At 40.0% G+C, this 25,704-nt stretch carries 39 protein-coding genes, 4 tRNA genes and 1 pseudogene; 22 read left to right on the top strand and 22 right to left on the bottom strand.

Annotation, left to right across the window (positions count from 1 at the left end; all coding sequences use genetic code 11):
* Window positions 1-79 precede the first annotated feature (79 nt).
* Window positions 80-268, top strand: coding sequence for a hypothetical protein (locus S3O_RS17240; protein WP_192805886.1), 189 nt, complete (start codon window positions 80-82; stop codon window positions 266-268).
* Window positions 269-365: 97 nt separating this feature from the next.
* Here the strand turns inward: S3O_RS17240 and ygfZ are convergent, their stop codons facing one another.
* A complete protein-coding gene (gene ygfZ, locus S3O_RS0104980; RefSeq protein ID WP_010597975.1) occupies window positions 366-1,292 on the bottom strand; it encodes a CAF17-like 4Fe-4S cluster assembly/insertion protein YgfZ in 927 nt (308 codons plus the stop codon).
* A 389-nt stretch (window positions 1,293-1,681) separates the two neighbouring features.
* Between ygfZ and S3O_RS19605 the strand changes: the two genes are divergently transcribed.
* From S3O_RS19605 to S3O_RS0104970, 3 genes are all read left to right on the top strand, one after another.
* Window positions 1,682-1,804 carry a hypothetical protein gene (locus S3O_RS19605; protein WP_268869417.1) on the top strand — a complete coding sequence of 41 codons (123 nt, stop codon included), beginning with the start codon at window positions 1,682-1,684 and terminating at the stop codon, window positions 1,802-1,804.
* A gap of 319 nt (window positions 1,805-2,123) precedes the next feature.
* Complete coding sequence (locus S3O_RS0104975; RefSeq protein ID WP_010597974.1) at window positions 2,124-2,426, top strand: spore coat protein U domain-containing protein; 303 nt, start codon at window positions 2,124-2,126, stop codon at window positions 2,424-2,426.
* A gap of 132 nt (window positions 2,427-2,558) precedes the next feature.
* A complete protein-coding gene (locus S3O_RS0104970) occupies window positions 2,559-3,257 on the top strand; it encodes a LuxR C-terminal-related transcriptional regulator (protein WP_010597973.1) in 699 nt (232 codons plus the stop codon).
* A 139-nt stretch (window positions 3,258-3,396) separates the two neighbouring features.
* Here S3O_RS0104970 and S3O_RS0104965 read toward each other — a convergent pair whose 3' ends face one another.
* From S3O_RS0104965 to S3O_RS0104960, 3 genes are all read right to left on the bottom strand, one after another.
* Complete coding sequence (locus S3O_RS0104965; RefSeq protein ID WP_010597972.1) at window positions 3,397-3,792, bottom strand: response regulator; 396 nt, start codon at window positions 3,790-3,792, stop codon at window positions 3,397-3,399.
* Between the two features lie 181 nt (window positions 3,793-3,973).
* Window positions 3,974-4,084 (bottom strand): helix-turn-helix domain-containing protein, encoded by a 111-nt coding sequence (locus S3O_RS20395; RefSeq protein WP_408005662.1) that lies wholly within the window; start codon window positions 4,082-4,084, stop codon window positions 3,974-3,976.
* Between the two features lie 28 nt (window positions 4,085-4,112).
* On the bottom strand, window positions 4,113-4,331 hold the full coding sequence (locus S3O_RS0104960) for a hypothetical protein (RefSeq protein WP_010597971.1): 219 nt from the start codon (window positions 4,329-4,331) through the stop codon (window positions 4,113-4,115).
* A 1,226-nt stretch (window positions 4,332-5,557) separates the two neighbouring features.
* On the opposite strand from S3O_RS0104960, the gene S3O_RS0104950 reads away from it, so the two are divergent.
* The 3 genes from S3O_RS0104950 to S3O_RS0104940 all read left to right on the top strand — a co-directional run bounded on the left by S3O_RS0104950 (window position 5,558) and on the right by S3O_RS0104940 (window position 6,811).
* Window positions 5,558-6,010: a hypothetical protein gene (locus tag S3O_RS0104950; protein ID WP_010597970.1), complete on the top strand. Its 453-nt coding sequence runs from the start codon at window positions 5,558-5,560 to the stop codon at window positions 6,008-6,010.
* Window positions 6,011-6,030: 20 nt separating this feature from the next.
* A complete protein-coding gene (locus S3O_RS0104945) occupies window positions 6,031-6,252 on the top strand; it encodes a hypothetical protein (protein WP_010597969.1) in 222 nt (73 codons plus the stop codon).
* Between the two features lie 148 nt (window positions 6,253-6,400).
* Window positions 6,401-6,811, top strand: coding sequence for a hypothetical protein (locus S3O_RS0104940; RefSeq protein ID WP_010597968.1), 411 nt, complete (start codon window positions 6,401-6,403; stop codon window positions 6,809-6,811).
* Between the two features lie 682 nt (window positions 6,812-7,493).
* On the opposite strand, the gene S3O_RS0104930 is transcribed toward S3O_RS0104940, so the two are convergent.
* From S3O_RS0104930 to S3O_RS0104920, 3 genes are all read right to left on the bottom strand, one after another.
* Window positions 7,494-7,569 (bottom strand) — tRNA-His (locus S3O_RS0104930).
* A 28-nt stretch (window positions 7,570-7,597) separates the two neighbouring features.
* Window positions 7,598-7,674: transfer RNA gene (locus S3O_RS0104925), tRNA-Arg, on the bottom strand.
* A 101-nt stretch (window positions 7,675-7,775) separates the two neighbouring features.
* Window positions 7,776-7,852 (bottom strand) — tRNA-Pro (locus tag S3O_RS0104920).
* 342 nt (window positions 7,853-8,194) lie between these two features.
* Between S3O_RS0104920 and S3O_RS15445 the strand changes: the two genes are divergently transcribed.
* The 6 genes from S3O_RS15445 (at window position 8,195) to S3O_RS11505 (ending at window position 13,443) form a co-directional block, all read left to right on the top strand.
* Window positions 8,195-8,527, top strand: coding sequence for a hypothetical protein (locus tag S3O_RS15445; RefSeq protein WP_050816839.1), 333 nt, complete (start codon window positions 8,195-8,197; stop codon window positions 8,525-8,527).
* A gap of 9 nt (window positions 8,528-8,536) precedes the next feature.
* Window positions 8,537-11,599: an MFS transporter gene (locus S3O_RS13895; protein ID WP_328264345.1), complete on the top strand. Its 3,063-nt coding sequence runs from the start codon at window positions 8,537-8,539 to the stop codon at window positions 11,597-11,599.
* 166 nt (window positions 11,600-11,765) lie between these two features.
* On the top strand, window positions 11,766-12,002 hold the full coding sequence (locus S3O_RS0104910; protein ID WP_010597967.1) for an Rpn family recombination-promoting nuclease/putative transposase: 237 nt from the start codon (window positions 11,766-11,768) through the stop codon (window positions 12,000-12,002).
* The gene (locus tag S3O_RS18810) at window positions 11,963-12,544 is read left to right on the top strand and encodes an Rpn family recombination-promoting nuclease/putative transposase (RefSeq protein ID WP_235776166.1); all 582 of its coding nucleotides are present in this window, start codon (window positions 11,963-11,965) and stop codon (window positions 12,542-12,544) included. Before S3O_RS0104910 ends, S3O_RS18810 begins: the two co-directional genes overlap by 40 nt.
* A complete protein-coding gene (locus tag S3O_RS18805) occupies window positions 12,522-12,752 on the top strand; it encodes an RpnC/YadD family protein (RefSeq protein WP_010597965.1) in 231 nt (76 codons plus the stop codon). Before S3O_RS18810 ends, S3O_RS18805 begins: the two co-directional genes overlap by 23 nt.
* Window positions 12,753-12,870: 118 nt before the next feature.
* Window positions 12,871-13,443 (top strand): methylated-DNA--[protein]-cysteine S-methyltransferase, encoded by a 573-nt coding sequence (locus tag S3O_RS11505; protein WP_083827652.1) that lies wholly within the window; start codon window positions 12,871-12,873, stop codon window positions 13,441-13,443.
* Here S3O_RS11505 and S3O_RS13885 read toward each other — a convergent pair.
* The 9 genes and pseudogenes from S3O_RS13885 to S3O_RS18800 all read right to left on the bottom strand — a co-directional run bounded on the left by S3O_RS13885 (window position 13,418) and on the right by S3O_RS18800 (window position 18,434).
* A pseudogene (locus S3O_RS13885) lies at window positions 13,418-14,736 on the bottom strand (replication-associated recombination protein A). The gene S3O_RS11505 and the pseudogene S3O_RS13885 sit on opposite strands and share 26 nt — an antisense overlap.
* A 46-nt stretch (window positions 14,737-14,782) precedes the next feature.
* Window positions 14,783-15,664, bottom strand: a complete 882-nt coding sequence (rimK, locus tag S3O_RS0104875) for a 30S ribosomal protein S6--L-glutamate ligase (protein WP_010597960.1) — start codon at window positions 15,662-15,664, stop codon at window positions 14,783-14,785.
* Window positions 15,665-15,673: 9 nt separating this feature from the next.
* Window positions 15,674-16,105, bottom strand: coding sequence for an ATP-dependent zinc protease family protein (locus S3O_RS0104870; RefSeq protein WP_235776165.1), 432 nt, complete (start codon window positions 16,103-16,105; stop codon window positions 15,674-15,676).
* 15 nt (window positions 16,106-16,120) lie between these two features.
* The gene (locus tag S3O_RS0104865) at window positions 16,121-16,486 is read right to left on the bottom strand and encodes a stringent starvation protein B (RefSeq protein ID WP_010597958.1); all 366 of its coding nucleotides are present in this window, start codon (window positions 16,484-16,486) and stop codon (window positions 16,121-16,123) included.
* Window positions 16,487-17,137, bottom strand: coding sequence for a glutathione S-transferase N-terminal domain-containing protein (locus S3O_RS0104860; protein ID WP_010597957.1), 651 nt, complete (start codon window positions 17,135-17,137; stop codon window positions 16,487-16,489).
* Between the two features lie 104 nt (window positions 17,138-17,241).
* A complete protein-coding gene (locus S3O_RS20390; protein ID WP_010597956.1) occupies window positions 17,242-17,424 on the bottom strand; it encodes a cytochrome c1 in 183 nt (60 codons plus the stop codon).
* Window positions 17,425-17,526: 102 nt separating this feature from the next.
* On the bottom strand, window positions 17,527-17,736 hold the full coding sequence (locus S3O_RS15440) for a cytochrome c family protein (RefSeq protein WP_010597955.1): 210 nt from the start codon (window positions 17,734-17,736) through the stop codon (window positions 17,527-17,529).
* A gap of 5 nt (window positions 17,737-17,741) precedes the next feature.
* Window positions 17,742-18,017, bottom strand: coding sequence for a cytochrome c1 (locus S3O_RS20385; RefSeq protein WP_010597954.1), 276 nt, complete (start codon window positions 18,015-18,017; stop codon window positions 17,742-17,744).
* A 48-nt stretch (window positions 18,018-18,065) separates the two neighbouring features.
* Window positions 18,066-18,434 carry a hypothetical protein gene (locus tag S3O_RS18800; RefSeq protein WP_192805885.1) on the bottom strand — a complete coding sequence of 123 codons (369 nt, stop codon included), beginning with the start codon at window positions 18,432-18,434 and terminating at the stop codon, window positions 18,066-18,068.
* Window positions 18,435-18,599: 165 nt separating this feature from the next.
* On the opposite strand from S3O_RS18800, the gene S3O_RS18795 reads away from it, so the two are divergent.
* On the top strand, window positions 18,600-18,761 hold the full coding sequence (locus tag S3O_RS18795; RefSeq protein WP_156792751.1) for a hypothetical protein: 162 nt from the start codon (window positions 18,600-18,602) through the stop codon (window positions 18,759-18,761).
* A gap of 82 nt (window positions 18,762-18,843) precedes the next feature.
* Here S3O_RS18795 and S3O_RS18790 read toward each other — a convergent pair whose 3' ends face one another.
* The 6 genes from S3O_RS18790 to rplM all read right to left on the bottom strand — a co-directional run bounded on the left by S3O_RS18790 (window position 18,844) and on the right by rplM (window position 20,836).
* Window positions 18,844-19,044 carry a hypothetical protein gene (locus S3O_RS18790; RefSeq protein ID WP_235776202.1) on the bottom strand — a complete coding sequence of 67 codons (201 nt, stop codon included), beginning with the start codon at window positions 19,042-19,044 and terminating at the stop codon, window positions 18,844-18,846.
* The gene (locus tag S3O_RS18785; protein ID WP_192805896.1) at window positions 19,041-19,190 is read right to left on the bottom strand and encodes a hypothetical protein; all 150 of its coding nucleotides are present in this window, start codon (window positions 19,188-19,190) and stop codon (window positions 19,041-19,043) included. Before S3O_RS18785 ends, S3O_RS18790 begins: the two co-directional genes overlap by 4 nt.
* A 56-nt stretch (window positions 19,191-19,246) precedes the next feature.
* Complete coding sequence (locus S3O_RS20380) at window positions 19,247-19,471, bottom strand: Rieske 2Fe-2S domain-containing protein (protein ID WP_408005644.1); 225 nt, start codon at window positions 19,469-19,471, stop codon at window positions 19,247-19,249.
* A 140-nt stretch (window positions 19,472-19,611) separates the two neighbouring features.
* Window positions 19,612-19,794, bottom strand: coding sequence for a hypothetical protein (locus S3O_RS15425; RefSeq protein WP_010597951.1), 183 nt, complete (start codon window positions 19,792-19,794; stop codon window positions 19,612-19,614).
* 146 nt (window positions 19,795-19,940) lie between these two features.
* Entirely contained in the window at window positions 19,941-20,390 is a 450-nt protein-coding gene (rpsI, locus tag S3O_RS0104815; protein ID WP_029463660.1) for a 30S ribosomal protein S9, read from the bottom strand.
* Window positions 20,391-20,404: 14 nt separating this feature from the next.
* A complete protein-coding gene (rplM, locus tag S3O_RS0104810; RefSeq protein WP_010597949.1) occupies window positions 20,405-20,836 on the bottom strand; it encodes a 50S ribosomal protein L13 in 432 nt (143 codons plus the stop codon).
* A 316-nt stretch (window positions 20,837-21,152) separates the two neighbouring features.
* Here rplM and S3O_RS20670 point away from each other — a divergent pair, with 316 nt between their 5' ends.
* From S3O_RS20670 to clpX, 8 genes are all read left to right on the top strand, one after another.
* Window positions 21,153-21,749, top strand: a complete 597-nt coding sequence (locus tag S3O_RS20670) for a delta-aminolevulinic acid dehydratase (RefSeq protein WP_010597948.1) — start codon at window positions 21,153-21,155, stop codon at window positions 21,747-21,749.
* A complete protein-coding gene (locus S3O_RS20665) occupies window positions 21,721-22,155 on the top strand; it encodes a delta-aminolevulinic acid dehydratase (protein WP_328264343.1) in 435 nt (144 codons plus the stop codon). The genes S3O_RS20670 and S3O_RS20665 overlap by 29 nt, the downstream gene beginning before the upstream one ends.
* Window positions 22,156-22,194: 39 nt before the next feature.
* Window positions 22,195-22,279 (top strand) — tRNA-Leu (locus S3O_RS0104800).
* 42 nt (window positions 22,280-22,321) lie between these two features.
* Complete coding sequence (locus tag S3O_RS15420) at window positions 22,322-22,603, top strand: trigger factor family protein (protein ID WP_010597946.1); 282 nt, start codon at window positions 22,322-22,324, stop codon at window positions 22,601-22,603.
* A gap of 4 nt (window positions 22,604-22,607) precedes the next feature.
* On the top strand, window positions 22,608-22,967 hold the full coding sequence (locus S3O_RS15415; protein ID WP_010597945.1) for a trigger factor: 360 nt from the start codon (window positions 22,608-22,610) through the stop codon (window positions 22,965-22,967).
* On the top strand, window positions 22,925-23,503 hold the full coding sequence (locus S3O_RS15410; protein WP_010597944.1) for a trigger factor: 579 nt from the start codon (window positions 22,925-22,927) through the stop codon (window positions 23,501-23,503). Before S3O_RS15415 ends, S3O_RS15410 begins: the two co-directional genes overlap by 43 nt.
* 100 nt (window positions 23,504-23,603) lie before the next feature.
* Window positions 23,604-24,269, top strand: coding sequence for an ATP-dependent Clp endopeptidase proteolytic subunit ClpP (gene clpP, locus S3O_RS11470; RefSeq protein ID WP_010597943.1), 666 nt, complete (start codon window positions 23,604-23,606; stop codon window positions 24,267-24,269).
* A gap of 97 nt (window positions 24,270-24,366) precedes the next feature.
* Complete coding sequence (gene clpX / locus S3O_RS0104775) at window positions 24,367-25,686, top strand: ATP-dependent Clp protease ATP-binding subunit ClpX (RefSeq protein ID WP_010597942.1); 1,320 nt, start codon at window positions 24,367-24,369, stop codon at window positions 25,684-25,686.
* The last annotated feature ends 18 nt before the right edge of the window (window positions 25,687-25,704 follow it).

Genomic DNA, 25,704 nt, shown 5'->3' with positions numbered 1-25,704 from the left:
CAATATTGCGCCAGCGAGCTCCGTCGGGTTAGCTGCGAGTTTTTGTAAGGCAATGAGAACACGTTGGTTAAACACACTCGTGTTTTGGTTACACGCTTGCGCCATGCCCGCAATAACGCCCGCTTGTCGGGCGAAGTCAAGCGCTTTGCTTTGTCCTGTAGTCAATTCAGATAAGTTACTCGATGAGTTAGGCAATGCGTTGGGTGATGGTTGTGTGGAGGGAGAATTTGGGTTCGCTACGGTATTTTCTTTCCGCCCCGCTAGGTAGGCTTAAACCCACTAAGCTTAAAACGAGCAAGAATCGTGTTATTTTTTTAGTAAAATGACGTCGCATAAAATTCACCTGCTTAAATGAAAAAGTAAGGTCATTGGAGGAGCGTTAAGCGAGGACCGTGCCCATGACCTAGGAAGAGAGTATGGGAAATAGCGCTATTTTGCAAACAAACCAGCGCTTCATACGTTCTTGAGGGAGGGTGAGCGCACTGGATTAAGGCACCTTGAACGTTGGCGTGTTCATTCTGAATGACGGTTCCGGGTGTGGTCAGTGGGGCGTGATCGGTTGTAAACGATGCGTGGTAAAGCCCATATTTTGCTTTCCCTAAATAATGGGTGCGTGCAATGATTTCTTGTCCAAGATAACAGCCTTTATTAAAACTTACCGCACCGAGGGTCGTGTAATTTAATTGTTGGGGCGTATAATGCCCAACCGTTTCAGGGTAAATGATTGCCAGACCTGCACGAATATCGTGGAGGAGCCATTCTTCAAGCGTGGCTTTCGTGTCATCTTGTTCTGTAAAAGGAGACGGATTTGCGTACGGAGTTATGTCAATCACCCGCGGTTCTTTACCGAATACTCTTAACATGAAGCGAGAGGAATCGGCTTGCACGGTATTGGCAGGCGTGAACCAAGGAGACGGTGATGGATCCATGTTGTTTGCATAGATCAATCCATTAAATTGCCAATCCTGACTCACATCTTTTAATTTAACCGATGAAAACACAGCATATTTCTGTAAGCTATTTTGCAAAACAGCAACCATGGTACGTGGTAATAAGGCATAAAAGGTTCCTTCCACATAAAACAAACGAAATGAGGCTTGGACTCGCCCTTTCACATCGCAACGCAGGCCTAGACGACTTTGTGTCGCATTGACTTCGCGAACATCACAGCTAACTTGACCTTGCAAAAACTCGGCAGCGCGCGCGCCGCTAATTTGCAATAGGCCGAGATGGGTGAGTTGAATCAGTCGGTGAGAAAAAGAGGGTGTCTTCATATTTTGACTATGTTCCATCGCTAGAAGCCTTTTTTAGAGAATCAAAATTTAGTGAACGCAGTCGTGCAAGCAAAGAGATGCGCGCTTTTTAAGCTATTTAAGGCGAGTGAGCTTGTTATCACGCTTCAACCAAAAAGCATACCGAAAATTGCCTAAAAAAACACTATAAAAGGGGTCGTTGGCAGGGTTTAGGATATTTTTTTATCTTGCTTCGCTACCTTTATCCTTCTATCTTTTAAAGTGAAGTGATTCATAAATCAAGGCAGGGAGCGCTTAAACCTAAACATAGTAAAAAAAAGATAACAGAGGGGGTATTATGTTTTATCGCGCCAGTATTGTATTGGGGATCTGCTTCGTGTTGATTCTACAAAATGCTTTCGCGGCGACGCTTTCCAGGACATTAAAATATGACCACAAAAACGATTCATGGACAAGTTCAAACTAAGACCGAAACCTGTACGTTTGAGGCGATGATACCGAACACAACCGATCCACTTATCGAGCTCGGAGAAGTTCTATACCATATTTAAAAATGAAAACGATTCATCATAGCGTTTCCTCGAATCAATTTTTTAATGATTCAAATGATCGAGCCTATCCATTTAAGAGAAAATTTGACTCTAATCGATGTCAGAGAGAGGAATACTCGCGAAAAAATTCGAAAAGATGGGTTAATTTAATTCTAAGAATCCTGATTGGAACAGGATGCTTGGTTACTTTTGAATTGAGTTATGCGTTGTGTAGAGGTAAAAATTGTTCTTGTTTGGTTGAATTAATGCCAGTTAATTTTGGTAATTATAGCCCTTTCTCAACTGAAGCGACTACGGGGTTGGGGAAGATTACAGTAAATTGTATGGATCAAACAGCGGCCAAGTCAGTTATACGATTTCATTAAATACCGGACGAAGTCATTTTTCAAGTCGAGCGATGGTTTTAGGTTCCAGGCAATTACGATATAATCTCTATACAGATAGCGCATATCAATTTATTTGGGGAAATGGAAGCGTTGGAACAAATGTTGTGAATGATGATTATCCAATTATTCAAGGAAATAATCCAAAAACGTACCTTGTTTTTGTTAAAATTCTCGCCGCACAATATATTCGAGTCGGTGTTTATAAGGATATTCTTACGTTGACAGTCGATTGCTAAGTGGGATAATACATTTAGTTTAGAGTATTTGAGTATTTAATCTTTTAATTAATAAATTTTTTGTTAATCCCCAACTTAATTTATTTTAGCGTATGCGCTATACTATGTTCTAAATGAGCTACCTGGCGGTTTGTGTATTTAAATAGTAAAAAAAGGAGACACGTAAACCATGGAGCAGGATATTTTAAAAGCGATGAACCAAATAGGCATTGTTTTTTTGAAAAGGATTTACATTTTCGTTATACAAGTGTGAATGAAGTTGAGATACAGAATGCCGGTTGTGATTCTCCTCAAGAAATACTTGGAAAAACAGATTATGATCTTATTTGGAAAGATTGTGGTGCAGACGGATTTAGGCAAGCCGATATAAGAATTATTTCTGGAAGTTCTAAGTTTAATTACTTAGAAACAGTAAAAGTTGTAGACGGTATCCATAATTTTTTAATTACGAAAACCGGTTTGCGCGATGATCAAGATAATTTAATAGGAATTTTAGGTTCAGCAATTCGGATGGACAGCTATGTTGTGACCAAGAAAGAAGGCTATTTTAGTGAAGATGAGCAGCAGTTATATTTGGGCGAAGCGTTTGGTGAAAAAAAACTTAGTAAGCGCGAACTACAAGTTTTTAAATGTATTTTACATGCTTTTACTGATTCACAAACGGCGTCTTTTTTGAAATTATCGGTTTCAACCATTCGTTCAATTATTCGCGATCTAAAAAGGAAGTTGCAATGTCGTTCTAAATTAGAGATTGCACGCAGGGCAATAGAGAATGGGTGGACTTATTTTATTAACGAGTCCCATGTGAATTATTCTACATTCTTACGCTAAGTTTTCTATTATCCATTCAAAGAAACTACGCTGGAATATATTCTCCTTATTTTTAGAACCTTGCCCCTGTCGGGTGACTTTTTTAAATCTTTATTCAAAGATAAAGCAAGCTTTCTCAAGGGGCTAGCGTACTGATCGATTACTCTGTTTTTAGTTTATATTTCTTGATCGTTTCTTGTATGGATTTTTTAAGATTTTCTGAAGAAACAGGTTTAGTTAAAAACACATCAACCCCTAACTCTAAGTAATATTGTTTTTCATTAAAAGTTTCTTGTGCAGTATGCATAATTAATGGTGTGAAGCGAGATAATTGACTACTGCGTACCGCTTTAATCACTTCTTCGCCGGAGAGATCCGGTAAAGAAAGATCAGTGATAATAACGCTATAAACTTTTCTTTTAATCAGAGCAATACCGGGTTTTGCGGCATCAACCACTTCAACCGAATAGCCTAAAAGTTCGAGTTGTCTTTTCGTGACTTTTTGGCATATCTGATTGTCTTCAATTAATAAAATAAGATTATTTTTTCTATTCATAATAGGCCCTGTTGTTTTTTTACATTATGAAGAATTAAAATAATTAAAGTAAGTGTGAGAAAACCGCCAAAATTAGCACAAAATCAGGGCTATTTTTCTTAAATTTGATGATAAAATCCATAAAGTGAATATTTCTACCGAAGAAAAGCCATGGCGAAAAACCGCCACAATTTTTTGTTTGTTATCGAATAATTCCTTTTTCAAGTGCTTTCTTTATCGATTGAATAATATTTCTGCAGTTTAGTTTTTGATTAATTACCATGCGGTAGCGTTCTACGGTTCTATGACTGATATCGAGTAATTCAGCAGTCGTTTGGATATTATAGCCTTCTGATAATCGACAAGGGATCTTGGATTACATAGAGATCATGGATATAGCGACGAAAAATTAAGTTTTCCATCACCGCGATTTGTTTGGGAGTCGGATGATTCACTTGTAAAAATTTTAAATAGTCACGACTTAACAGGGACATAAATTGAATTTGTAATCTACTTTTCTTGTTAAGTTTTTTGGTAAGTATTTTAAAAGAACTTGGCATAATCTTATTTTCTTATAAAGTAATGGCTCGGTGGTCAGGAGTTATTACGCTCTATTTATTTGGAAAATGAACAATTATTCGGATGCAATGATGTATAGTCGAGATATTTTTAAATAGATGAGGTGTAATGAATAGATACTTTTTAGAAAGTGATGACTTAACTTCGCACTACGCATTTTTCCCTCCAGTCAAATAATCAAATCGTTCAAAGCGTGTTTACATATTAAGGCGGATTATATTTGGCAATAACACAATTGTACATATATGCAATATTACGTCAAGTGCTTTACTTTTATTTTTGCATATTGATTCTCTTTTTCAATGAATACTTTATAAAATACTTTAAAAGTATTTTATCGACATATGTTATTCTATAGACAAAAATCATAATAATGAATTAGTGATTTTCTCTAGGTAATCTTTTCTTCAGCTTGAGTTTTTTATATCAAATCGGCTTCTTTTTTCTGTCTATTATTGGAGTAAGAGTGTTTATGAGAAACATATTTTTATGGAGGTATAGATAGCAATTTGCTTATCAAGAGTGGCTTAATTGTTTGCCGTTATCGTTTGTAAAGTGAATTAAGGTATCTAACATAAAATTAGGTAATTTTTATCAAGTAGGACGTATTAATAAATCAAGCACACTATTCAAATTAATTAATCAATATAAATAGATTTATTATTTTATTTATTTTCATCTTTTAAACTATTATTTACAGTGATATTTTGTATCTTACCGATTGGTTTTTAATATTAAATTCTAATATTTTTTTCTTTATAAAAATTTGAAGACAAATAACTAAATCATTCTTTAATGAAGATAAAATAAAATATTAATGTAGCGTATCAAGTAAGAAGACAAACAATTGATTTACCTACCTTTCTATAATTAATTTTTATTATTAAATAAACAATATAATATAAATTTAAGTTTTTGTTAATAATAAGAAGATAAAATTCTTTTTCTTGAAATAAGACAATCTTATTATGAATATTTCAATTTTATAACTTTATTCCTTGTAATAAGATATTTAGAGCTAATTCTGTATCAATTACAAGTGCTTCCTGTTTATTGCTTATTATAAATAAAGGTTTGATAATGCCAGAACAAGATATTTATTTTGACATAGATCACTTAGTTTATTCTTTAGATAACGTATTAATTAAAATCATTGTAAATATATTTAAAGAAAATTTAACTAATAAAAAACGATGAAGAGAGTAATTTGCCTTCTGTTATTAAAGAAATAAAAAAAATTAAATCAAATGATTTAAATGTAGATAAGATTCTAATAGTACTAGCTTACCTTGATAAGCTTGTTTATGAGAAAGGAAATAAATTCACAAGGAAATGTTATGGTGAGATTATTAAATCAGATAACCCTAAATTTAGATTAAATGCTTTATACTTGTTTTTTTATTACAAATTGGATGATTTGTTTGAAAAACGCGCTTTAAGTAAGGAAAAGTTTATAAATATTATTTTTCAACATGAGTTCCCTGAGAAAATAGTTAATATTATCTGTGTTCTAGACAAACACAAATTATTTTGTGAGACGAGATTAGAAGAAATATTAAGTTTAAGTCCTCAAGATTTAAGTTGTTTGGAGAAGAATCTAATCAAAGCGCATAATGAAATTTCAAAAAAAATAAGAACGATATTGTTTTCGCTTGTTTAGACGATCCTAATTATAAATCATTGAATAATGATGAGAAATGTAAGTTATATAAAAAAACATATGTTAATGCATTTATAGATAAATTTTATGAGGGCGGCGATAGAAAGATAGCTAAATCATATGCTGAAAATGATAGCCAACAAAAAACAAGTATTAATCTTTCATCAAATACCGCTGAATCGTTGATTGAGAAAAAGATAAATTCTAATTCAGAACCAAAGTTTATTTACGATTTTCAGTGATATAATAGGAAACTGGAAGAGAAAATTCGTAAATATTATTAGGTATAATAACCTCAGGAGAGTACTAAATCAGTATCAGGACTGTATAAAAAATTTAGAAAAAGAAGAAAATATTCAAAACTTTGCCGATATTTTATGTCAAATCGGAATGCTCTATGAAAAAAATAATAATTTGCCTAATAAAGAACAACTTAATTCAATTATTATCGACTTTATCGATGCAAATAATTGCTGTAAACAGCAAGCAAATATTTTGAAATGGTTGAATTCGAGCGAATATTATGATGCAGCTCCTGAACAAAGAAATTTTATTAAAAAATATCTTGATAAGATTTTAAATGATAACTCTATTGAAGTAGAGTCTTCTTTTGACTCGATACAGGATTCAGATTCTTATCATGATGATAAATCAGATATTGTCGAAAAACATGATTTAAATAAAACAGTACTTGGCAGTGAATTTTTTAATAAAAAAGTATTAAATATGGATAATAATCAAAAATTAGAGAGTAATTCGGCGAGGAATATTCAGTTAGGTTTTTCTCAATCTAACTACTAATAAATGTTCACAGGCTATTTTTTTAAAATATAGAGAGATATCAATAAGGAAAAGTAGCCTGTGTGAGCGCTGGTAAAGTAACATTTTCAAAATAGTGATTTTTCTCACGTGATATACTTCCTTGGACATAAGTTAAACGTTCAATTTTTTGAATGAAGATGTTTTGGAGACAAAGATAGAAAATAAAATCAAACGTAAAAGAGAACAACGTTTTCAAAAAGTGATCGAAGATTAATTCTTTAATATTGGCTCAAGGATAGAGTGACATACATTTATTTTTAGTTTACAGGCATTGGATTGATTACGAAATTGATCTCTATTTTACGCGCCTCATTTTATCAAATAGATGAAGAGAATAGCCAATCAATTGCTACATCTAAACACTCATCCGCTGCTTTTTATCACGAAGATAGATCATGTTACATTAATTTAAAATTATTGAGGCATTTTGTTTAACGTAATAAAATTACTTCTATTATGAAAAAGCAATTAATTAATTTTTATATGGAAATATATAGAGATACAGGTTCAGAAATTCAGGTTTGATTGATCACGTGCTGTTAAATACAAAAAAGTGATTACATTTTTTATCGGAGAATAATAGTTTTATCGAGAAAAAGTTTGAATACTTAAAGCAGGCTATGTTTATATCCTGATTAGACGGCGATGTCGTCAAGTAAACTGGGGTGAACGACGGGATTCGAACCCGCGACAACTGGAATCACAATCCAGGGCTCTACCAACTGAGCTACGTCCACCATAAACAGGAATCATGACCAATCAAATTGGCGCGCCTGGCAGGATTCGAACCTGCTACCCTCGGCTTAGAAGGCCGATGCTCTATCCAGATGAGCTACAGGCGCCTATCCCGCAGACATTTTCACACAATATTGTTTAGATACGAAGCCGTTTTTCGAGATGACTGCGCGTCAATCAATACGGTGAACACAAGGCACAATAATCTTGGTCGGGGTAGAGGGATTTGAACCCCCGACACCCTGCTCCCAAAGCAGGTGCGCTACCAGACTGCGCTATACCCCGTATATGCAAAGCAAAGTTACACAAATAAATGACTCAAGTCTAGTACTAATTTCATACAAAATAGATTGAGCCAAAAGCGGTACGCATAATACGCGCCCTGAAGTTCAATAGCAACTGTTAAGACGGTATGTGGGCGCAGATAAGCGATAAAATAACGTCTTTTATTACATCATCCCAATCTCGTTTTCTCCAAAACGAAAGAGGATTCGATACCTAAAAAGTAGAACCACTGTATTTAAATTGAACGAATATAGAATAAATAGATAAGGGTAATGATGAAGTCGTATTTCCTTGATATGTTATACTGAACGCCTTTTGTAACTTGAGCTGATAGGGCATTTTATGTCTTTATTCTCACCCTTCGCGTTATTGCGAAGCCAGCGTTTTTTTCCGCTTTTTACGGTCCAATTCCTCGGGTCGTGTAATGATAATTTATTAAAAAATGCCTTGATTACCTCACTAGTCTATCAGTTTACGCTTTATCAGGTCGTTTCTTCCCCACAGTGGCAAGTGACGTTAGCGGCGGGGCTGTTTATTTTACCTTTTGTCTTTTTTTCTGCGTTCGCCGGTGAAATAGCGGATCAAGTCAATAAAAGTCGAACTTTTTCTGGTCTTGATCGCTATAGTGGGTTTTTATCAACATCAGTTATTTTTATTATTAAGCACGTTATTTGATGGGAGTTCATTCTACTTTTTTTTGGGCCGATTAAATATGCAATTTTACCTGAATTATTAAAAAAAGATGAATTATTTGTCGGCAATGCGCTGGTTGAATCCGGTACATTTATTGCCATTTTGCTCGGTACATTGTGGGGTGGTTTTTTAGTTTTTCAAAAAGACTTTGTTTTGTGGATTAGTTTGGCCATGGGTTTATTAGCCTTTATTGGGCTATTAGCGAGTATTTTTATCCCGCCCACACCACAAAAAGGACCTGCATTTAATATTAATCGCAATATATTACAGTCTACTTTTCAAGTAGTGCAACACGTTCGGCAAGAAAAAAAAGTGTTTCGAGCAATTATCGGTATTTCTTGGTTTTGGTTAGTTGGGTCGGTTTTTTTAACCCAGTTGCCCAACCTGACAAAAGATTTTCTCGGCGTCGGTCCAATGCAGACTCCGTTGTTGTTAGTTATTTTTATCATTGGTATTGCCTTGGGCGCGCTATTTTGTTGCCTTTTTAAAAAACAACGGGGAATGCGTTGGGTTCCGTTGAGTCTGTTGTTAATGGGTCTTTTTTTAGTTGATTTTTATTTTGCAGCGCAATCGATCCCCAGTCAAAGATTAAGTACCCAAGCGGATTTGAGTCTCTTTTTAAAGTTTGTTGCGCATTCACGAATTTGTTGGGATTTAATCGGTATTGCTTTGAGTGGAGGTATTTATATTGTTCCGCTTTATACATTTATTCAGCTCGAAACGCGACTAGAATATCGTGCCCGCGCGATTGCGGCAAATAATATTATCAATTCACTTTTTATCGTCATTGCGGCGGTTCTTCTCCTCGGATTATTAAAACTGAACGTCACGCTCCTTCAATTTTTCTTATTTTTAGGTATTGCTACCCTGGGTTTAGCTGGAATCGCTTTTTTTCTTATTCCAGAAAGTTTGCTTAAACCCTTATTACGCTTTCTACTCAGGAGTGCGTACGATGTGCAATGTAAGGGACTGAAAAATTATAAACTTGCTGGCGATCGTGTGGTAATTGTCGCAAACCATACCTCATTTTTGGATGTAGTGTTATTGTATGCCTTTTTACCGGATACTCTTTTATTTGCCATTAATCGCTTTACCGCGAAAACTTGGTGGATAAAACCGTTTCTCTATTTTGCCGATGTGTTTGAGCTTGATCCCACCAATCCTTTAGCGCTAAAAACCCTGATTCATCGGGTGAAGGAAACAGGAAAGTGTGTTTTCCCAGAGGGTCGGATTACGACGACCGGTACATTAATGAAAATTTATGAAGGACCGGGTTTAGTTGCCGATCATGCTAAAGCATTATTATTACCGATCCGTATCCAAGGTGCGCAATATACTCCTTTTTCTCGATTACGCGGAAAAGTCCGTATTCGCTTTTTTCCAAAAATCAGTTTAACGATTTTGCCTCCGCGACCGTTCTCAGTGGACTCCACCTTACCCAACCGTCTTCGCCGACAACAGCTGGGGAAGCAACTGTATGAAGTGATGGTTGAGATGTTGTTTTTAAGCACCGATTATCAAAAAACGCTGTTTGAGTCACTGATTGAGGCACGAGTTTTGCATCGCGGTTCGACTAAAATTCTAGAAGACATTCAACGTACGCCGATAAGTTACGATCAATTAATCACAAGATGTTTTAGTTTAAAGAGAACGATTGAGCAGGCGAGTGATTTTCAAGAGATTATCGGCCTTTTATTACCGACAGCGGTGGGAACACTCACCGTTTTTTTTGCATTACAAGCCTATGGTCGTGTTCCGGCTTTACTGAATTACGCAGCCGGCTCCGCACAAGTCGGCGCGGCGTGCCACTTAGCACAGATTCGCTGTGTGTTGACCTCGCATCAATTTATTGAGCAGGCCAATTTATTGGATTATACCGAGTTATTGCGTGAACGAGGCATTGAATTGCTTTATCTTGAGGAGATTAAGCAAACGATTCACGGATGGGAAAAGTTCTTGGCAATGATTGGGCGTTACTGGCCCAGTATTTATTATCAAAAAACAAAAAAACGACTTCATCCAAGTGATCCGGCGGTGGTTTTATTTACTTCCGGTTCGGAAGGAACGCCCAAAGGTGTGGTATTAAGTCATGAAAATATTCAGGCTAACTTAGCGCAAATGCTTACTCAGTTAGATTTCAATAAAAAAGATATTGTATTTACTGCCTTGCCGTTATTTCACGCATTTGGTTTAACCGCAGGTGTGATTTTACCAGTATTACACGGGATCAAAACATTTCTTTATCCTTCACCGTTGCACTATCGCAAGGTGCCCAATGCGATTTACGATTGTAATGCCACCATTACCTTTGGAACCGATACCTTTCTTGCCAGTTATGGGCAGTTTGCACATCCTTATGATTTTTACAGTATTCGTTATGTGTTTGCTGGGGGTGAAAAACTTAAGGAAAAAACCAGAGTCCTATGGATGGAAAAATTTGGATTACGAATTTTTGAAGGGTATGGGGTGACCGAGGCTTCACCGGTCATCAGTTGTAATACCCCGATGCGCAATAAACCAGGCACGGTGGGCCATTTTTTACCGGGAATTCGTTATAAAATTAAAAAAGTATCGTCGTTGCAAAGAGGGGGACGTTTATTTATTTCCGGTCCAAATGTGATGTACGGTTATTTAAGTAGTGACGCGCCGGGGAAACTGATTCCGTTGCCCGGTGGTTGGCATGACACCGGTGATATCGTTTGTCTAGATGACGGTTATTTACAGATTATCGATCGTGCGAAACGTTTTGCTAAAATTGGTGGAGAAATGCTGTCTTTAGCTGGATTAGAAAATGCTATTTATGAATTATGGCCGCATTGTCAGCATGGGTTAATCAATCTACCGGACTCAAAAAAAGGTGAATATTTAATTTTAGTCACCGAATATGAACAAGCAACTCGTTATCAGTTATCTAATTTTTACCGAACCAACGGATTGCCTGAGCTCGGGTTGCCGCGACAGATATTTTATATGAAAACTTTACCGTTACTCAGTACGGGAAAAGTCAATTATCCGATAGTCAAACAGTGGGTCATTGAACGTTTAGCGGAATAAACCGTGGTTTGCAAATCACATCAAAGCAAATCGCTTGCGAGACAAAAAAAGTTTAGAGGAAACTCTGATAAATTGATTAATTTTTGTCTAAAATTAAGATTTAAGCGGATCTTTTATCATAAAATGATTAAACTTGGTTTTATTCAAAGCAAATAATAACAAAGCGATGTCGATTTCGATCAATCATCCTCATGATAAGTTTTTTAAACGAAATCTCAAGGAAAAGAAGATCGCTATCGATTTTTTAAAAGCCTATATCCCCCCGGTGATTCATCAGTCTATCGCGCTGGAGACTTTAAAGCTGACTGAAAAAAGTTTTGTTATTCCTGTGTTACGAGAAATTCATAGTGATATCATTTATCAGTGCAACATTCATCAAAAACCGGGCTATCTTTTTTCTTAGTCGAGCATGAATCGACGGCTAAAAATAAATTCATGGCGTTTCGCTTATTACAGTATATGGTTTCTTTGAGTGCTGAGCACTTACAACAAGGCCATAAAAAGTTACCTATTATTTTACCGTTGTGTGTTTATCATGGCGAAGTCTCTCCTTATCCCCACTCAACGGATCTCTATGATCACTTTGATGAGCCGGATTTTGCACGGCAAGTGATGTTTAAGCCTTTCAAGCTGATTGATTTGACGATTTTTTCAGATGAGGAAATCAGTCAGCATGTGGCCGCTTTGATGGAAATGCTATTCAAACACCATCGAGCCAAGAACTTCATGGTGATTATGAGGAAAATGCTGCAAAACCGGCTGATGCAAAATGTAGTGAAACAGCTTCCTATTTCCTATCTGAGGGATATGTTAAGCTATATCGTCCATACGACTCAGGACGAGTATGAGCTACAGGCGACTCATCATCTCATTAAAGAACTCATCCAGGCTTTTCCAGAAGGAATCTGCGAGGAAATCAATTATGACGTTTGCACAACAATTTAAAGAAGAATATAAACAAGAATTTATGAGTACCTTGGCACCGCAAATTGAACAGCAAGGTCGACAAGAAGGTCGACGAGAAGGCGAGTATGATAAAGCCCTCGTTATAGCAAAAAAAATGCTTAATAGAGGAGAAAATCAGGATTACATTAAAGAAATGACAGGTCTTTCTGATCAAGAACTACGTTGCTTAGAAGAAACGTGTACCTGAACAATAATGAAGTCGTGGATGAGGCGCTGCGTAGGGAGTCATTTTCTAGGCAAATAAAAACAAAACATTTTGATCGGTTTGAAATTTACAAAAACGTTGTAAAGTGAAATTAAGCTTTATGTCTCGAGAAAGTCAGTCAAAACACTGCGTGCGACGACACGTTCGATCATTTGAATCTCCCTTATCGGTTCTGGTGACGTCTTGTGTTTTTGGGTATGTCTTACTTGCGACACGGGCTCAAAAATTATGTGTCCTGTTTCTTGGGCAAAGTGTAGACAGCTTACTCGTTTCCTTTCAGAAAAGGTATCCAGAACAATGTATTAATTGGGTGACAAAAAATAGGCCGGCTTTGATAGTCAAAGTTTTGAAAGTGGTTAATGGGTTGAGTCAAGCGGGAGACGTGAGGTTGGATCCACAAGGAACGTTGTTTCAACAAACGGTTTGGCGCCGGCTACAAACTATTCCACGCGGAGAGACTGTGAGTTATAGCACGATAGCACAGTGTATCGGTCGACCACAGTCGGTACGCGCCGTAGCCAACGCGTGTGCCGCGAATCCGGTTGCAATGTTTATTCCTTGTCATCGTGTTCTCAGCAAAACAGGTGCCTTAACGGGTTATCGATGGGGTTTAGAATACAAACGCCAATTACTCGCACGTGAAGGAATTATTCATCCTTCGTTGGTTTGGTAGGGATACTTTCGCGTAATTTTTTGAGTTTTTCACCTATTTTTAATTCAAGTCCACGAGGAACTGGGAAATAATACTCTTGTTCACCTAACGCTTCTGGAAAGTAGGTGACACCTTGTGCATACGCATTGGGTTCGTCGTGTGGGTAGCGGTAATCCTTTCCATAATCGAGTTGACGCATTAAGCGAGTGGTTGCATTGCGCAAATGCAGAGGTACATCAAATGTCCCGCCTTTTGCTACTTCTGCTTTGGCGGTATTCAACGCATGATAGACGGCATTACTTTTTGCGGTACACGCTAAATAAACCACTGCCTGGGCCAGGGCTAATTCTCCTTCCGGACTGCCTAGACGTTCCTGGACTTGCCAAGCGGTTAAAGCGAGTTGTACGGCGCGGGGATCGGCATTACCAATGTCTTCACTGGCCATCCGGACAATCCGTCGCGCGAGATATAAAGGATCACAACCGCCATCCAGCATCCGCGCGAGCCAATACAGTGCCGCATCCGGGCCGCATCCGGGTGTGAACCACGAACTGATTTGTGTAGTGCTGAAATTTGTTCATGAAAAAAGTCGGCTTGTTTATCAAAGCGCCGCAAATTGGTTTGTGTCACTTTTTTTAAGATGGATTCATCAATCAATTGGTTTTCAGCTAAATCCGCCGCAATTTCCAGTAAGTTGAGCGCTTGCCGGGCATCGCCGTCAGCAATATTCGCTAATTGTTGTTTGGCGCTTTCTGTAATCGTCAATGTCAACGTTCCTAAACCGTGTTCGGTATCGCATAAGGCGCGATCAATCAGTTGTACAATATCTACTGAGGCGAGTTTTTTTAATACATAGATACGTGTTCGTGATAAAAGTGCATTGTTTTAAAAGCAAAACGATGCGCCAACAAGAATGAATAAACCAGGCTCGACGAAAGGGAGTAAGGCATCTTGTTGTGATTTGGTAAAACGATGAATTTCATCAATAAATAATAAAGTGGGTTGTGGGTGTGCAACCTGTTCGTAGGCCACTTTTGCTGTTTCCGCTAAAAGACGGAGTTCACGCACGCCCATAGAGAGTGCTGAACAGGCTTCAAAACGGAGTGAAGAGTGTTGCGCCATTAAACGTGCTAGGGTAGTTTTCCCCGTACCTGGAGGCCCCCACAAAATCATTGAATGCAGTTTACCGTGTGACAAAGCATATCGTAATCCTTTTCCGACACCTAAGAGATGAGATTGCCCGATAAACTCATCGAGCGATTGCGGGCGCATCCGCGCGGCAAGCGGTGCTAAAGATTGATTTTGCGTAACCATCCTCAGACTATAAACCGGATAGACCTAAGGATTCAATAAATAAAAACTAGTGCTTACTGTGTTTTTGTTCAATAAAGCGGATGATCAGCTCCGCTACATTTTTTTGAGTCGCTTTTTCTATTCCGGCTAATCCCGGAGAAGAATTGACTTCCATGACAAGAGGACCTCGTTTTGAGCGCAATAAATCGACACCGGCAATATTTAAGCCAATAATTTTTGCGGCGCGAATCGCCGTGGCGCGCTCTTCTGTACTGAGTTTGGCAAGATGAACGGTGCCGCCACGATGGACATTCGAACGAAATTCTCCACTTTTCGCACGCCGCTCCATGGCAGCAATCACTTTACCATTGACGACAAAACAGCGAATATCGGCTGCTTTGGATTCTTTAATATATTCTTGCACCATAATATGTGCTTGTAAGTCTAAGAACGCTTCAATTACGCTGGTTGCCGCTTGTTGGGTTTCCGCTAAAACCACCCCGATCCCTTGAGTACCTTCTAAAATTTTGATGACCAATGGCGGACCCCCGACCATTTCAATTAAATCTTGAATATCGTCCGGTGAATAAGCAAAACCGGTAATCGGCAAACCCACTCCTTTGCGAGATAATAATTGTAAGGAACGAAGTTTATCTTGTGCCCGGGTGATGGAGATGGAATCATTGGCGACGAACACGCCCATCATTTCAAATTGGCGTACTAATGCGGCGCCATAAAACGTGATCGACGAACCGACTCGTGGGATGACGGCGTCAAATTTATCGAGAATTTTACCTTTATAATGAATCGATGGATTTTGCGAAGTGATATTCATATAACAACGTAATGTATCGATAATCTTGACGGTGTGGCCACGCTTAATCGCTTCTTCAGCAAGACGACGTGTCGAATAGAGTTTTGCGTAACGAGACAAAATCGCAATTTTCATAAAAGAACGCTATTTTTTGTGTTGTAGTAGGTAAGAGCGGCCGGGGTCGACAATAAAACGATTACTCAATGCGGTGCGCCCTAACAGCATTTTGAAACGCATATTGTCGCGACTCGTTAATGTGATTTCAATAGGCCAACTGTATTGACCGACAATAAGCGGCGTACAGATGACGTAACGACGTTCTTTGTGCCCCCCTGAATCGGTGATTTCTCGAATATCAACCAAATCCGCTACGCATTCGATGACACGTCGAGTCCCTTGACGGGTGAGGGAACGAACCTTGAAACAAACTTTTTGTTTATGGTGGACAGGTTCATCCGGCGTATGGAGACTAAAAGCATGTAACGCAGAAGTACGAGCACCGGTGTCTATTTTAGCTTTGATGCGAGAGAGACCGAGTTCTGGCAAGGCCACCCACTCTCGCCAACCAATCAACACCGGCGATTTCATTCGTTATTTAACGATAGAGAGTTTTGGTTTTGCGCCCGAACGAACTTTAGGAGGAGGGGGTGGGGTTCCGTCACCTTCGTCTTCCGCGCCTTCTTCTTCAGCAAAAACCATGCCCTGACCGTTTTCACGTGCGTAAATTGCTAACACTGCACCGATAGGCGCATACACTAATGTCGATTCTCCGTTAAAACTCGCGTCAAATTGAATCGCTGCCTGATCAATTTTAAGATGGAGGATCGCTTCTTTCGAAATGTTCAGTGTTATTTTTCCTTCATTGAACTCGGCATCGATCAACAGATAAGGGGTTAACTCATTATCGCTGATCCAATCGTAAAACGCTTTTAATAGATAGGATCGATTTGATATCATTTAAACTTTCACTCCAAATTCAGTTTCATTTGAAATCGCCTTGAGCGAAGGACGCTTAAAAATACGTGCCTTATAATTCAAAATACTTTCTGGTAATGTGTTCATTTTAACGCCTAAACAATCTAAGCGCCACAGTAAAGCAGCAATACAACAGTCAACGAGTGTAAATTCTTCATTCATAAAATAAGGCTTGCCGGAAAAAACGAGATCAAGATGGCTTAAGCTATCTTCTAGTTTCTTTTGTGCGATGTTTGCTTCTTCTTGCTGCGCCGCATTGGCATCATTTTTATACCCTTTTTCAATCGCATGGAGAAGTGGATACCAATCTCGTTCAATACGATAAATCATTTGTCGACTTTTCGCGCGCGCGACGGGATAAACAGGGAGTAAGGGCGGGTGTGGATATCGCTCATCTAAATATTCGGTAATAATATTCGCTTCATACAGAATCAGATCGCGGTCAATAATGACCGGAACATTGCCGTATGGACTGATTTCTAGAAAGTTTTCAACCACCTCTTGTGAAGTGATATCGAAAATTTCTGCATGGATACCTTTTTCAGCGAGGACAATACGTACTCGATGACTGTAGGGATCATCGTAACTGACATATAAGCTCATTGTAGAACGTTTACCGGCTGATTGCGCCATAGAAATGCTTCTCCATAGTAGTCAATAAAGTCTTCAACCTAGAATCATCATTTTATTGAGCAATTGATGAAAACGTGTGTCGAACTCTAAGCATTCATTTCATGTTAATCGCTCCGTGAAGAGGGATTAACGGAGTGCCAAATTTGTTTTTTTAGAAGATAGGCAAGCCCTACAAATATCAGCAAAAAAACACATACTTTTTTGCCGTAAGATCGACGAGTCGCTCGAGTGGTTTCGCCGACATAATCCAAAAAATGGATAAGGTCCGTTAAAACATCTTCTAACACCCAGTTTGGCGTATCGCCGCCAGCGGTTTTTACCTGAGTGAGCTTGTCAACCTCGGATAGAAATGCAGACCCAATGATCTAAGCTGTGATGGCGTAGCATCGTCAGCGGGTTGGGCATGGCTGTACGATTAACGAGATAATTATTGACCCCAAAGGACGTTTGTTGTCTTCATAAAAACCAAGGAGGTAATTATACACCCAATTTACACTTCGTGCGCGAGTAATCAACCAAAGGTCGGGAGGGATCACTCCAAACCAGTGTAATGCTTGTTGTTGGGTCAACGCCGACTCAATGCGTTGATGTGCGGACACGCCCGTTAAAATGAGATTTTTTTTAAGTTGTTGTTGACCTCATTGCGGTTTTTTTTATCAATTATCTGTAAATCTTCGGCCATTTTATCATATCGCATCAGTTTGAGTGAATGACAACCTGAACAAAAATACATAAAATATTTTGCACCACGTTGTAATGACGCGACCGTTTTAGGTGCGTGCAGGGTGGCGGGCTGATTTGTATGGAGTGACTGCGATGCAGTGTATGCAACAGCGTGTTCAATGATACACCACCCTAAAATGAAAATAAGTTTCCACATAACACCGACTGCTATTTTAGTGAAGTGTTTGTCGTGTATAAAACGGCATCAATAAAAAAATAAAAAATAGAGTAACGCACAGAATCTGAGTAGTACTAGATTTTGCATCGTTTGGGCCGTCGCCCCTAAAAATCCCAGAACGATAAAACTGAAAACAAAACCACTTAGAGCCAGTTTAAATAGCCAATTTCGTTGTCCCGTACCGGGCATACTTTTATCGAGCCACGGGAGTAAAAAGAAAAGTAATGGGGCCCCTAACACAGTGAATGTTCCAAAAAATGAATTAGGAATCACACAAAGTAAGCTGTAAAAGGGGGCAAGATACCAAAGTGGTCGAATCGTGTTGGGTGTTTGGTGTGGATGAGCGGGGATAAAATTCGATGCTTCTAAAAAATACCCCCCCCACATCTCGGGCATAAAAAAAACAATCAGCGAAAAAATAAATAGACTGATGGCCAAGGCAAGTAAATCTTAGCTGGTGTAGTAAGAATGAAATGGAATATCAGTGGACGGAAGTGATGCGCGTGTCGGTGAAGTGGTTCTTTGTGGGCGAGTTGACCTGACTGTACGTAAGGCAACGAGATGGAAGCCGACCAAAAAATAAATAGTGTTGGTAACCCGACGTTATGTAAAGGAAAAAAACGATGTAGGGCCACTGCAGAAACATGGCTGTCGCCGCGTAACCAATACCTTAGCGTTTCACCGAAAAAGGGGAACGTGCCGACCGCAGAGGCGGCGGCTTGACTTGCCAATACGACATTTGTCCCCAAGGGAGGAGATAACCTAAAAAGGTTTCACTTAATTGAGAGCAGATAGAGTAACACCCCTAATAACTAAACCAATTCTCTGGGTTTTTTATAGGAACCATAGAGCAAACCACGCAATAGATGCGCGTAAAGCAAAATGAAAAAAAGGAAGCACCACTCGAATGCAGGTAACGAATGAACCAGCCACACGGGACGTCTCTCATTAAGTATTCAATCGAATTAAAAGCGGCTTCCGGTGTCGGGGTATAAAACATCATCAACCAAAACCCACTAAAAAAACCTGTAAACCTAAGAAAAAAAGGCTTAACGCGCCAAACACATACCAACCATTTAAGTTCGCTGGCAGATAATAATGGTAACGTGTTTTTGCATGAAAGTGGTGAGCGGGAAACGTGCATCCAGCCAAGCGATAGAATGTTTCAAAAAAGAGACGCGAGATTCGGGTTCGGTCGGCTCCATCTTTTAGATATGCTCCGGATCTTGTCCTATTACCAAGGTATAAGGATTCATAAAATGATACGGTGGAATTTTTAAATTGCTTGCTGCGGGAACATTTTTCAAGACACGGCCCGCTAGATCAAACATTGACCCATTACAGGGACAAAAAAACCTAGCCAATTTTTTTACTTCACCGCGTTGAGGTTTGTATTGTGTTGCGCAACCCAGGTGAGTACACAAGGCAATCACAACAAAATATTCTGGATTTAATGAACGATAATTTTTTTGAATATAAGGTGGTTGTTGAGCGGTGAATGAATCTGGATCGACTAATTGTGGGCGTATTGAGAGAAGAGAGTATCTAACATAGCTTGTGTTCGACGAATAATCTAAACGGGTTGATTATTCCAAACCGCAATCAGTGATTCCCCAGGCACTAAAGGGCGCAAATCCACGTTGGTATGAGTCGGCGCAGGCCATGATTTTAAAAAAAGAAAGAAAAAGGCGGTGATCCCTAAACTGCCTATTAATTTAGTGAGCGTAACCAGAAAATGGCGGCGATCGTCTTCCATGATCCGCCTTTCTTATAATGAACTCAAATAAAAAGCAAAAAATAAACCGCTAAAAAAACCGCGATAAATTTAAAGCAGACTTATCGCGGTTGGCAAACAAGAAGACAATTGAAGAAACAAGAAACGTTTTCCGTTGGATCGACTAATTAACGTTTCGAGTATTGAGTTCCTTTACGAGCCTTATGGCGCCCTACTTTTTTCCGTTCGACTTTTCGTGCGTCACGCGTGACTAAACCTTCACGACGCAACATGCGGCGAAAAGAAAGCGTTTGTTCAAGTTCGTTGTCGATTTCGGCGGCAGGAGTTGTGGTCGCTTCATCGTACTGAATTAACGCACGGCTAATTCCGTGACGAATCGCACCGGCTTGACCGCTGCTTCCCCCACCACAAACGGTGATGGAAAAATCAAATTGATCGAGTTGACTCACCACTTCTAAAGGTTGACGAACCATCATGCGCGCGGTTTCACGACCAAAGTAAGATTCTAGGTCACGGCCATTGACTGAAATCTGACCGGTTCCTTTTTTCATAAATACCCGGGCAACCGATCTTTTACGACGACCCGTACCATAATTTTGCATTTGCCTTGTTGCCATAAATCAACCTAATTTTAATTATTAACGTTTAGCTGTGGGTTCTGTGCCTGATGTGGGTGCACACTACCCCGGTAAACTTTTAACTTGGTGAGCATTGCATAACCTAACGTATTTTTAGGTAGCATACCTTTCACCGCTTTTTCGATAATTCGCGCTGGAAAACGTTGTTGTAATTTATCGAACGAAACCGTTTTTAACCCACCTGGATAGCCCGTGTAATGTTCGTATTGTTTATCGCTAAACTTATTCCCCGTGACCACGACCTTTTCGGCGTTGATCACCACAACGTAATCGCCCGTGTCGACGTGCGGTGTGAATTCAGGTTTGTGTTTCCCGCGTAAGAGGTGCGCTAAATGACTCGCGAGTCGACCTAGTGTTTGACCCGAGGCATCGATAAGATGCCATTTGCGCTCTATCTGACCGGTTTTGGCCATCGAAGTCTTCATAGTTGTGATGCTCCAGCACGCCGCCCACGTGGTGTGAATAGTACAATATGGCGGATTGATTCTAAAACAGTGAGGCGCGATTCTAACAAAAATAGACGAAACATTACAAGTATAACACGGATTCGACTGGTTTGGGTCGGGTGAGCCGCTCAAACGGGTCGATTTTTTCAATTATTTACAGGGAAGAATCGACCCTCATGTGCTTTTTTGTTATCCTGCGTACCAACGGAATAGGCTGGATCTTTCACCGATTTTTAGTAACAGTTTCGCTGCAAAGACTCAGGTCAATCCTCTTACTCTATAATAAAGGTTTTTTATGCGCCAATTTCCCGTAACCCGATTGCGTCGCCTGCGCATGCGCGATTTTAGTCGACGGTTAAGTGCGGAGACCCGACTGAGTACCCATGATTTAATTTGCCCAATGTTTTTGTTACCTGGTAACAACCAACGTCAGCCTATTCCGAGTATGCCTGGAATTGAGCGGCTTACTTTGGATCATCTGTTGGAAGAAATTCAGATATTACAGCAATTAGATATTCAAGCGATAGCTCTGTTCCCTGTCACCCCGATCGAGTTTAGGACCGCTGACGCAGCAGAGGCCTATAATCCTGAAAGTTTAATTCCGACCGCAATTCGAGCGATTAAAGCGAATTTTCCAGCGATGGGAGTGATTACCGATGTGGCCTTAGACCCGTATACTCTGCATGGCCATGATGGTTTATTGAGTACAACTGGGGAAATTCTTAACGATAAAACGAATGATGTGTTAGTCAAACAAGCCTTGTGCTATGCCGAAGCGGGTGTCGATGCTTTAGCGCCTTCCGATATGATGGATGGTCGGATTGGCGCGATTCGTCAAGCTTTAGAAGCACAAGCTTATGTGAATACACAAGATTATCGCCTATTCCGCTAAATATGCCTCGCAATTCTATGGCCCGTTTCGGGAAGCGATTGGTTCGGATAAGACGTTGCAAGGCTTGAGCAAACAGACGTATCAAATGGACCCGGCAAATAGTCATGAAGCCTTACATGAAGTGGCGCTTGACCTGGCCGAAGGAGCTGATATTGTAATGGTAAAACCTGGGATGCCTTACCTGGATGTGGTTTATCGAGTCAAACAACGGTTTGCAGTGCCCACGTTTGTTTATCAGGTCAGTGGCGAGTATTCTATGCTGAAGATGGCGGTGATCCAGGGCTATCTTCGCGAGCGGCCAGCGATACTAGAAAGCTTGTTGGCTATCAAGAGGGCGGGGGCCGATGCTATACTGACCTACTTTGCGAAGCAGGCGGCCCAGTGGCTGACAAATTCACAGGAGTGATTTTCATCCAGTTGAGATACCTGTATAATTAATGGTCTTGCGAATGTGGCGGAACTGGTAGACGCGCTGGATTTAGGTTCCAGTGGGGTAACCCGTGAGAGTTCGAGTCTCTCCTTTCGCACCAGCTAGTAGACCTAGGAAACAACGATAAAGAGTCTTTTTATTTATGAGTGAATTGCAAATTTCGGTAGAAGAAACCGGGCATTTAGATCGTCGGTTAAGTGTGGTGGTTCCCACGCTACAGCTTGAACAAGACCGTAAGCGTCGTCTTGCGGATTTAGCAAAAAAAGCGCGCCTTGATGGTTTTCGTCCAGGTAAAGTTCCTGTTTCCGTCGTCGAAAAGCTTTATGGTCAGAGTATCTGGAGTGAAGTGGTTCAGGAGTCTTTGCAACACAGCTTAGCCCATGCACTGAAAGAACACGCATTAACTCCGGCTGGGGCATATTGATTTAGTGAAGGCTGAACGAGGCCAAGATTTAGAATATATCGCTCATTTTGAGATTTACCCCAAAGTGGCTGCACCGGAAGAAAGTCAGATTACGCTTGAAAAAACAGTCGTAACGTTTGCAGAGTCGGATATAGATGAAGTGCTCGCGCGTATTCGTCTGCAACATGCCGAGTGGATAGAAGTCCCGCGTGCGGCCGGCTACGGTGATCAAGTAACGTTTGATCTTCTTTATGCGGTCAGGCGGCAGAGGGTTCTTTTACAACCATTTTACCCACGAATACCACGGCAGAAGAAGCGGCTAAAAAAGAGACAACCGTTACCGTGCAAATTAAGCGTGTGTGTGAAGCCAAGCTGCCTGAATTAGACGAAGCCTTGATCAAAGGGTTTGGTATCGAAGAAGGTAATCTCGAAACACTGCGTTTACGTATTCGGGAAAAAATTCAAGAAGAGATTCATCAGCGAGTTCGAGACAAGCTCAAAACACAGCTGCTCGATCATTTGTTAGGTGAAGAGTTTTATCGTTTAGAAGCGGATGCCCGATCGAAAATGGTCCAAAAAGCCGGGCAAGAGCCGGTTGAATTGACTGCAGAGAAGCAGGAAGAGTTACGTGAATTCGCGCGCCGGCGGGTTACATTAGGATTATTATTTAACGCGTTAATCGAAAAATATCAGCTTAAAGTCGACGAAGTTCGGCTTAAACAACAAGCGGAGCGGCTTTTGAGTGCCTTCCAATTTGATATTTCCATGCGTGAGCGACTTTTTAAAGATGAACGAATGATGTTTAACCTTCGTTCTTCGGTGTTAGAAGATCAACTGATCGACACGTTGCTTGACAAGGTCTGCTACACAGAAAAACCAGTCGATTACAAGGAGTTTATGAGTTCTGAGATAAATCAATAACAAACGGAACTGATCTTAAATTGAATCGTGCTAATCGGCTTTGTTTATTGATTTACGAGGCGAGCACGGTTCTCAATACTTATTTTTTTAGAGAGTAATTATGCATACGATGAAAATGGCAAAAGCGGAATTAAATTCGTTACTTGTTCCTATGGTCGTTGAACAGTCGGGTCGAGGTGAACGTGCTTACGATATTTATTCTCGACTACTCAAGGATCGTATTATTTTTATCGTGGGACCGATTGAAGATCATATGGCCAATCTGGTGATTGCTCAGATGCTATTTTTAGAATCTGAAAATCCCGATAAAGATATCTTTTTATACATTAACTCGCCAGGGGGGGTTGTGACCGCTGGTTTGGCTATTTACGATACCATGCAATTTATTAAGCCTGATGTGAGCACCATGTGTATTGGTCAAGCAGCCAGTGCGGCGGCGCTGTTGCTGTGTGGCGGTAAAGAAGGGAAACGTCATTGTTTGCCGCATGCACGGATGATGATTCATCAGCCTTTAGGAGGATATCAAGGTCAGGCGAGTGATATTGAAATTCACACCCGAGAAATGTTACTTCTTAGAGAGCGCATCAATGCCATTATGGCCAAGCATACCGGGAAGAATGCCGGGGATATATTGCGTGACACAGATAGGGACAACTTTATGGGTGCGCAACAGGCGATCGATTATGGACTCATTGATTCAGTCTTAACAAAAAGGTTTCCTAACGAGTCTGCAAAGAGCGATTTAGAAGCGACGGTGACCAGCTAAAGTTTTGGATGGTTTTATTAAGTACAAGTAGGTAATGATTTATCTCCCAGTAACTCATTGTATAAATATTAATAACAGTTTATGAGGTGTGACGTATATGACCGATTTAACTAATGGCAAAGCCTCGGGGCCTCTGCACTGTTCATTTTGTGGTAAAAGTCAAAATGAAGTGCCAAAGCTGATTGCCGGGCCCTCCATTTTTATTTGTAATGAATGTGTCCAATTATGCAGTGATATTCTGCAAGAAGAGTTTCAACAAGAGGTCCCTCGTCAAGAAGGGCACTTTGTTATTCCGAAGCCCGCAGAAATACACAGTGTGTTTGATGAATTTGTGGTCGGTCAAACGTACGCTAAAAAAGTATTATCTGTTGCGGCGTATAATCATTACAAACGTTTGGACTTGCTGAAAAAAGCCAAGCACCATCCCTTGAATGCGAAAGATGAAACGGAAGTCAGTAAAAGTAATGTGTTATTGATTGGTCCAACGGGGAGTGGTAAAACGCTGTTAGCTAAAACGTTGGCGCGTTTATTTAATCTTCCTTTTGCGATTGCTGATGCGACGACACTGACTGAAGCCGGTTATGTCGGGGATGATGTTGAAAATATTTTACAAAAATTACTCCAGGCTGCTAATGGCAATGTAGAGCGTGCACAGCTCGGCATTATCTATATCGACGAAATTGATAAAATTAGTCGTCGTGCTGAAAGTCCTTCGATTACGCGAGATGTTTCCGGTGAAGGCGTCCAGCAAGCACTGCTTAAATTACTTGAAGGTACGGTTGCCTCGGTTCCCCTCCAAGGTGGGCGTAAGCATCCGAATCAAGAAACCGTACAAATCGATACGACCAATATTCTCTTTATTTGTGGGGGTACGTTTTCAGGTCTAGAGAAAATCATTCGTCACCGTACCGAACGAACAGGCATTGGTTTTGCCGCAGATGTGCGTAGCAAAGAAGAAAAGGAAGCGGTGCAAACAATGTTACGCCGCCTGCAATCGGAAGATTTAGTCAAATACGGTATTATTCCTGAGTTGATTGGTCGATTACCGGTTATCGCGACCTTAGAAGAGCTGAATGACGACATGTTGGTTAAAATATTAAAAGAACCTAAAAATGCACTCATCAAACAGTATGTTAAACTCTTTAAAATGGATAATGTCGATTTAGAGTTTCGCGATGAAGCGCTGCGCGTGGTCGCAAAAAAAGCGTTAGAACGAAAAACCGGTGCCCGTGGATTACGATCTATCTTAGAAAACGCCTTGTTAGATGTGATGTATGAACTTCCATCCATGCAAAATGCAGATAAGGTTGTTATTGAAGGGACAACCATTACAAAGGGCGCTAAACCGTTAGTCATTTATAGACAAGAGTCAGATATCGATAGACAAGATGACGATTTAGCCGCAGGTAGGGATTAACGAAAATATATTTTTATT

This window comes from Rickettsiella massiliensis 20B (assembly GCF_000257395.1).
GTDB lineage: Bacteria > Pseudomonadota > Gammaproteobacteria > Diplorickettsiales > Diplorickettsiaceae > Diplorickettsia > Diplorickettsia massiliensis.
The sequence above is the reverse complement of the archived record's forward strand: the minus strand, read 5'-3'. Positions and strand labels throughout refer to the sequence as shown.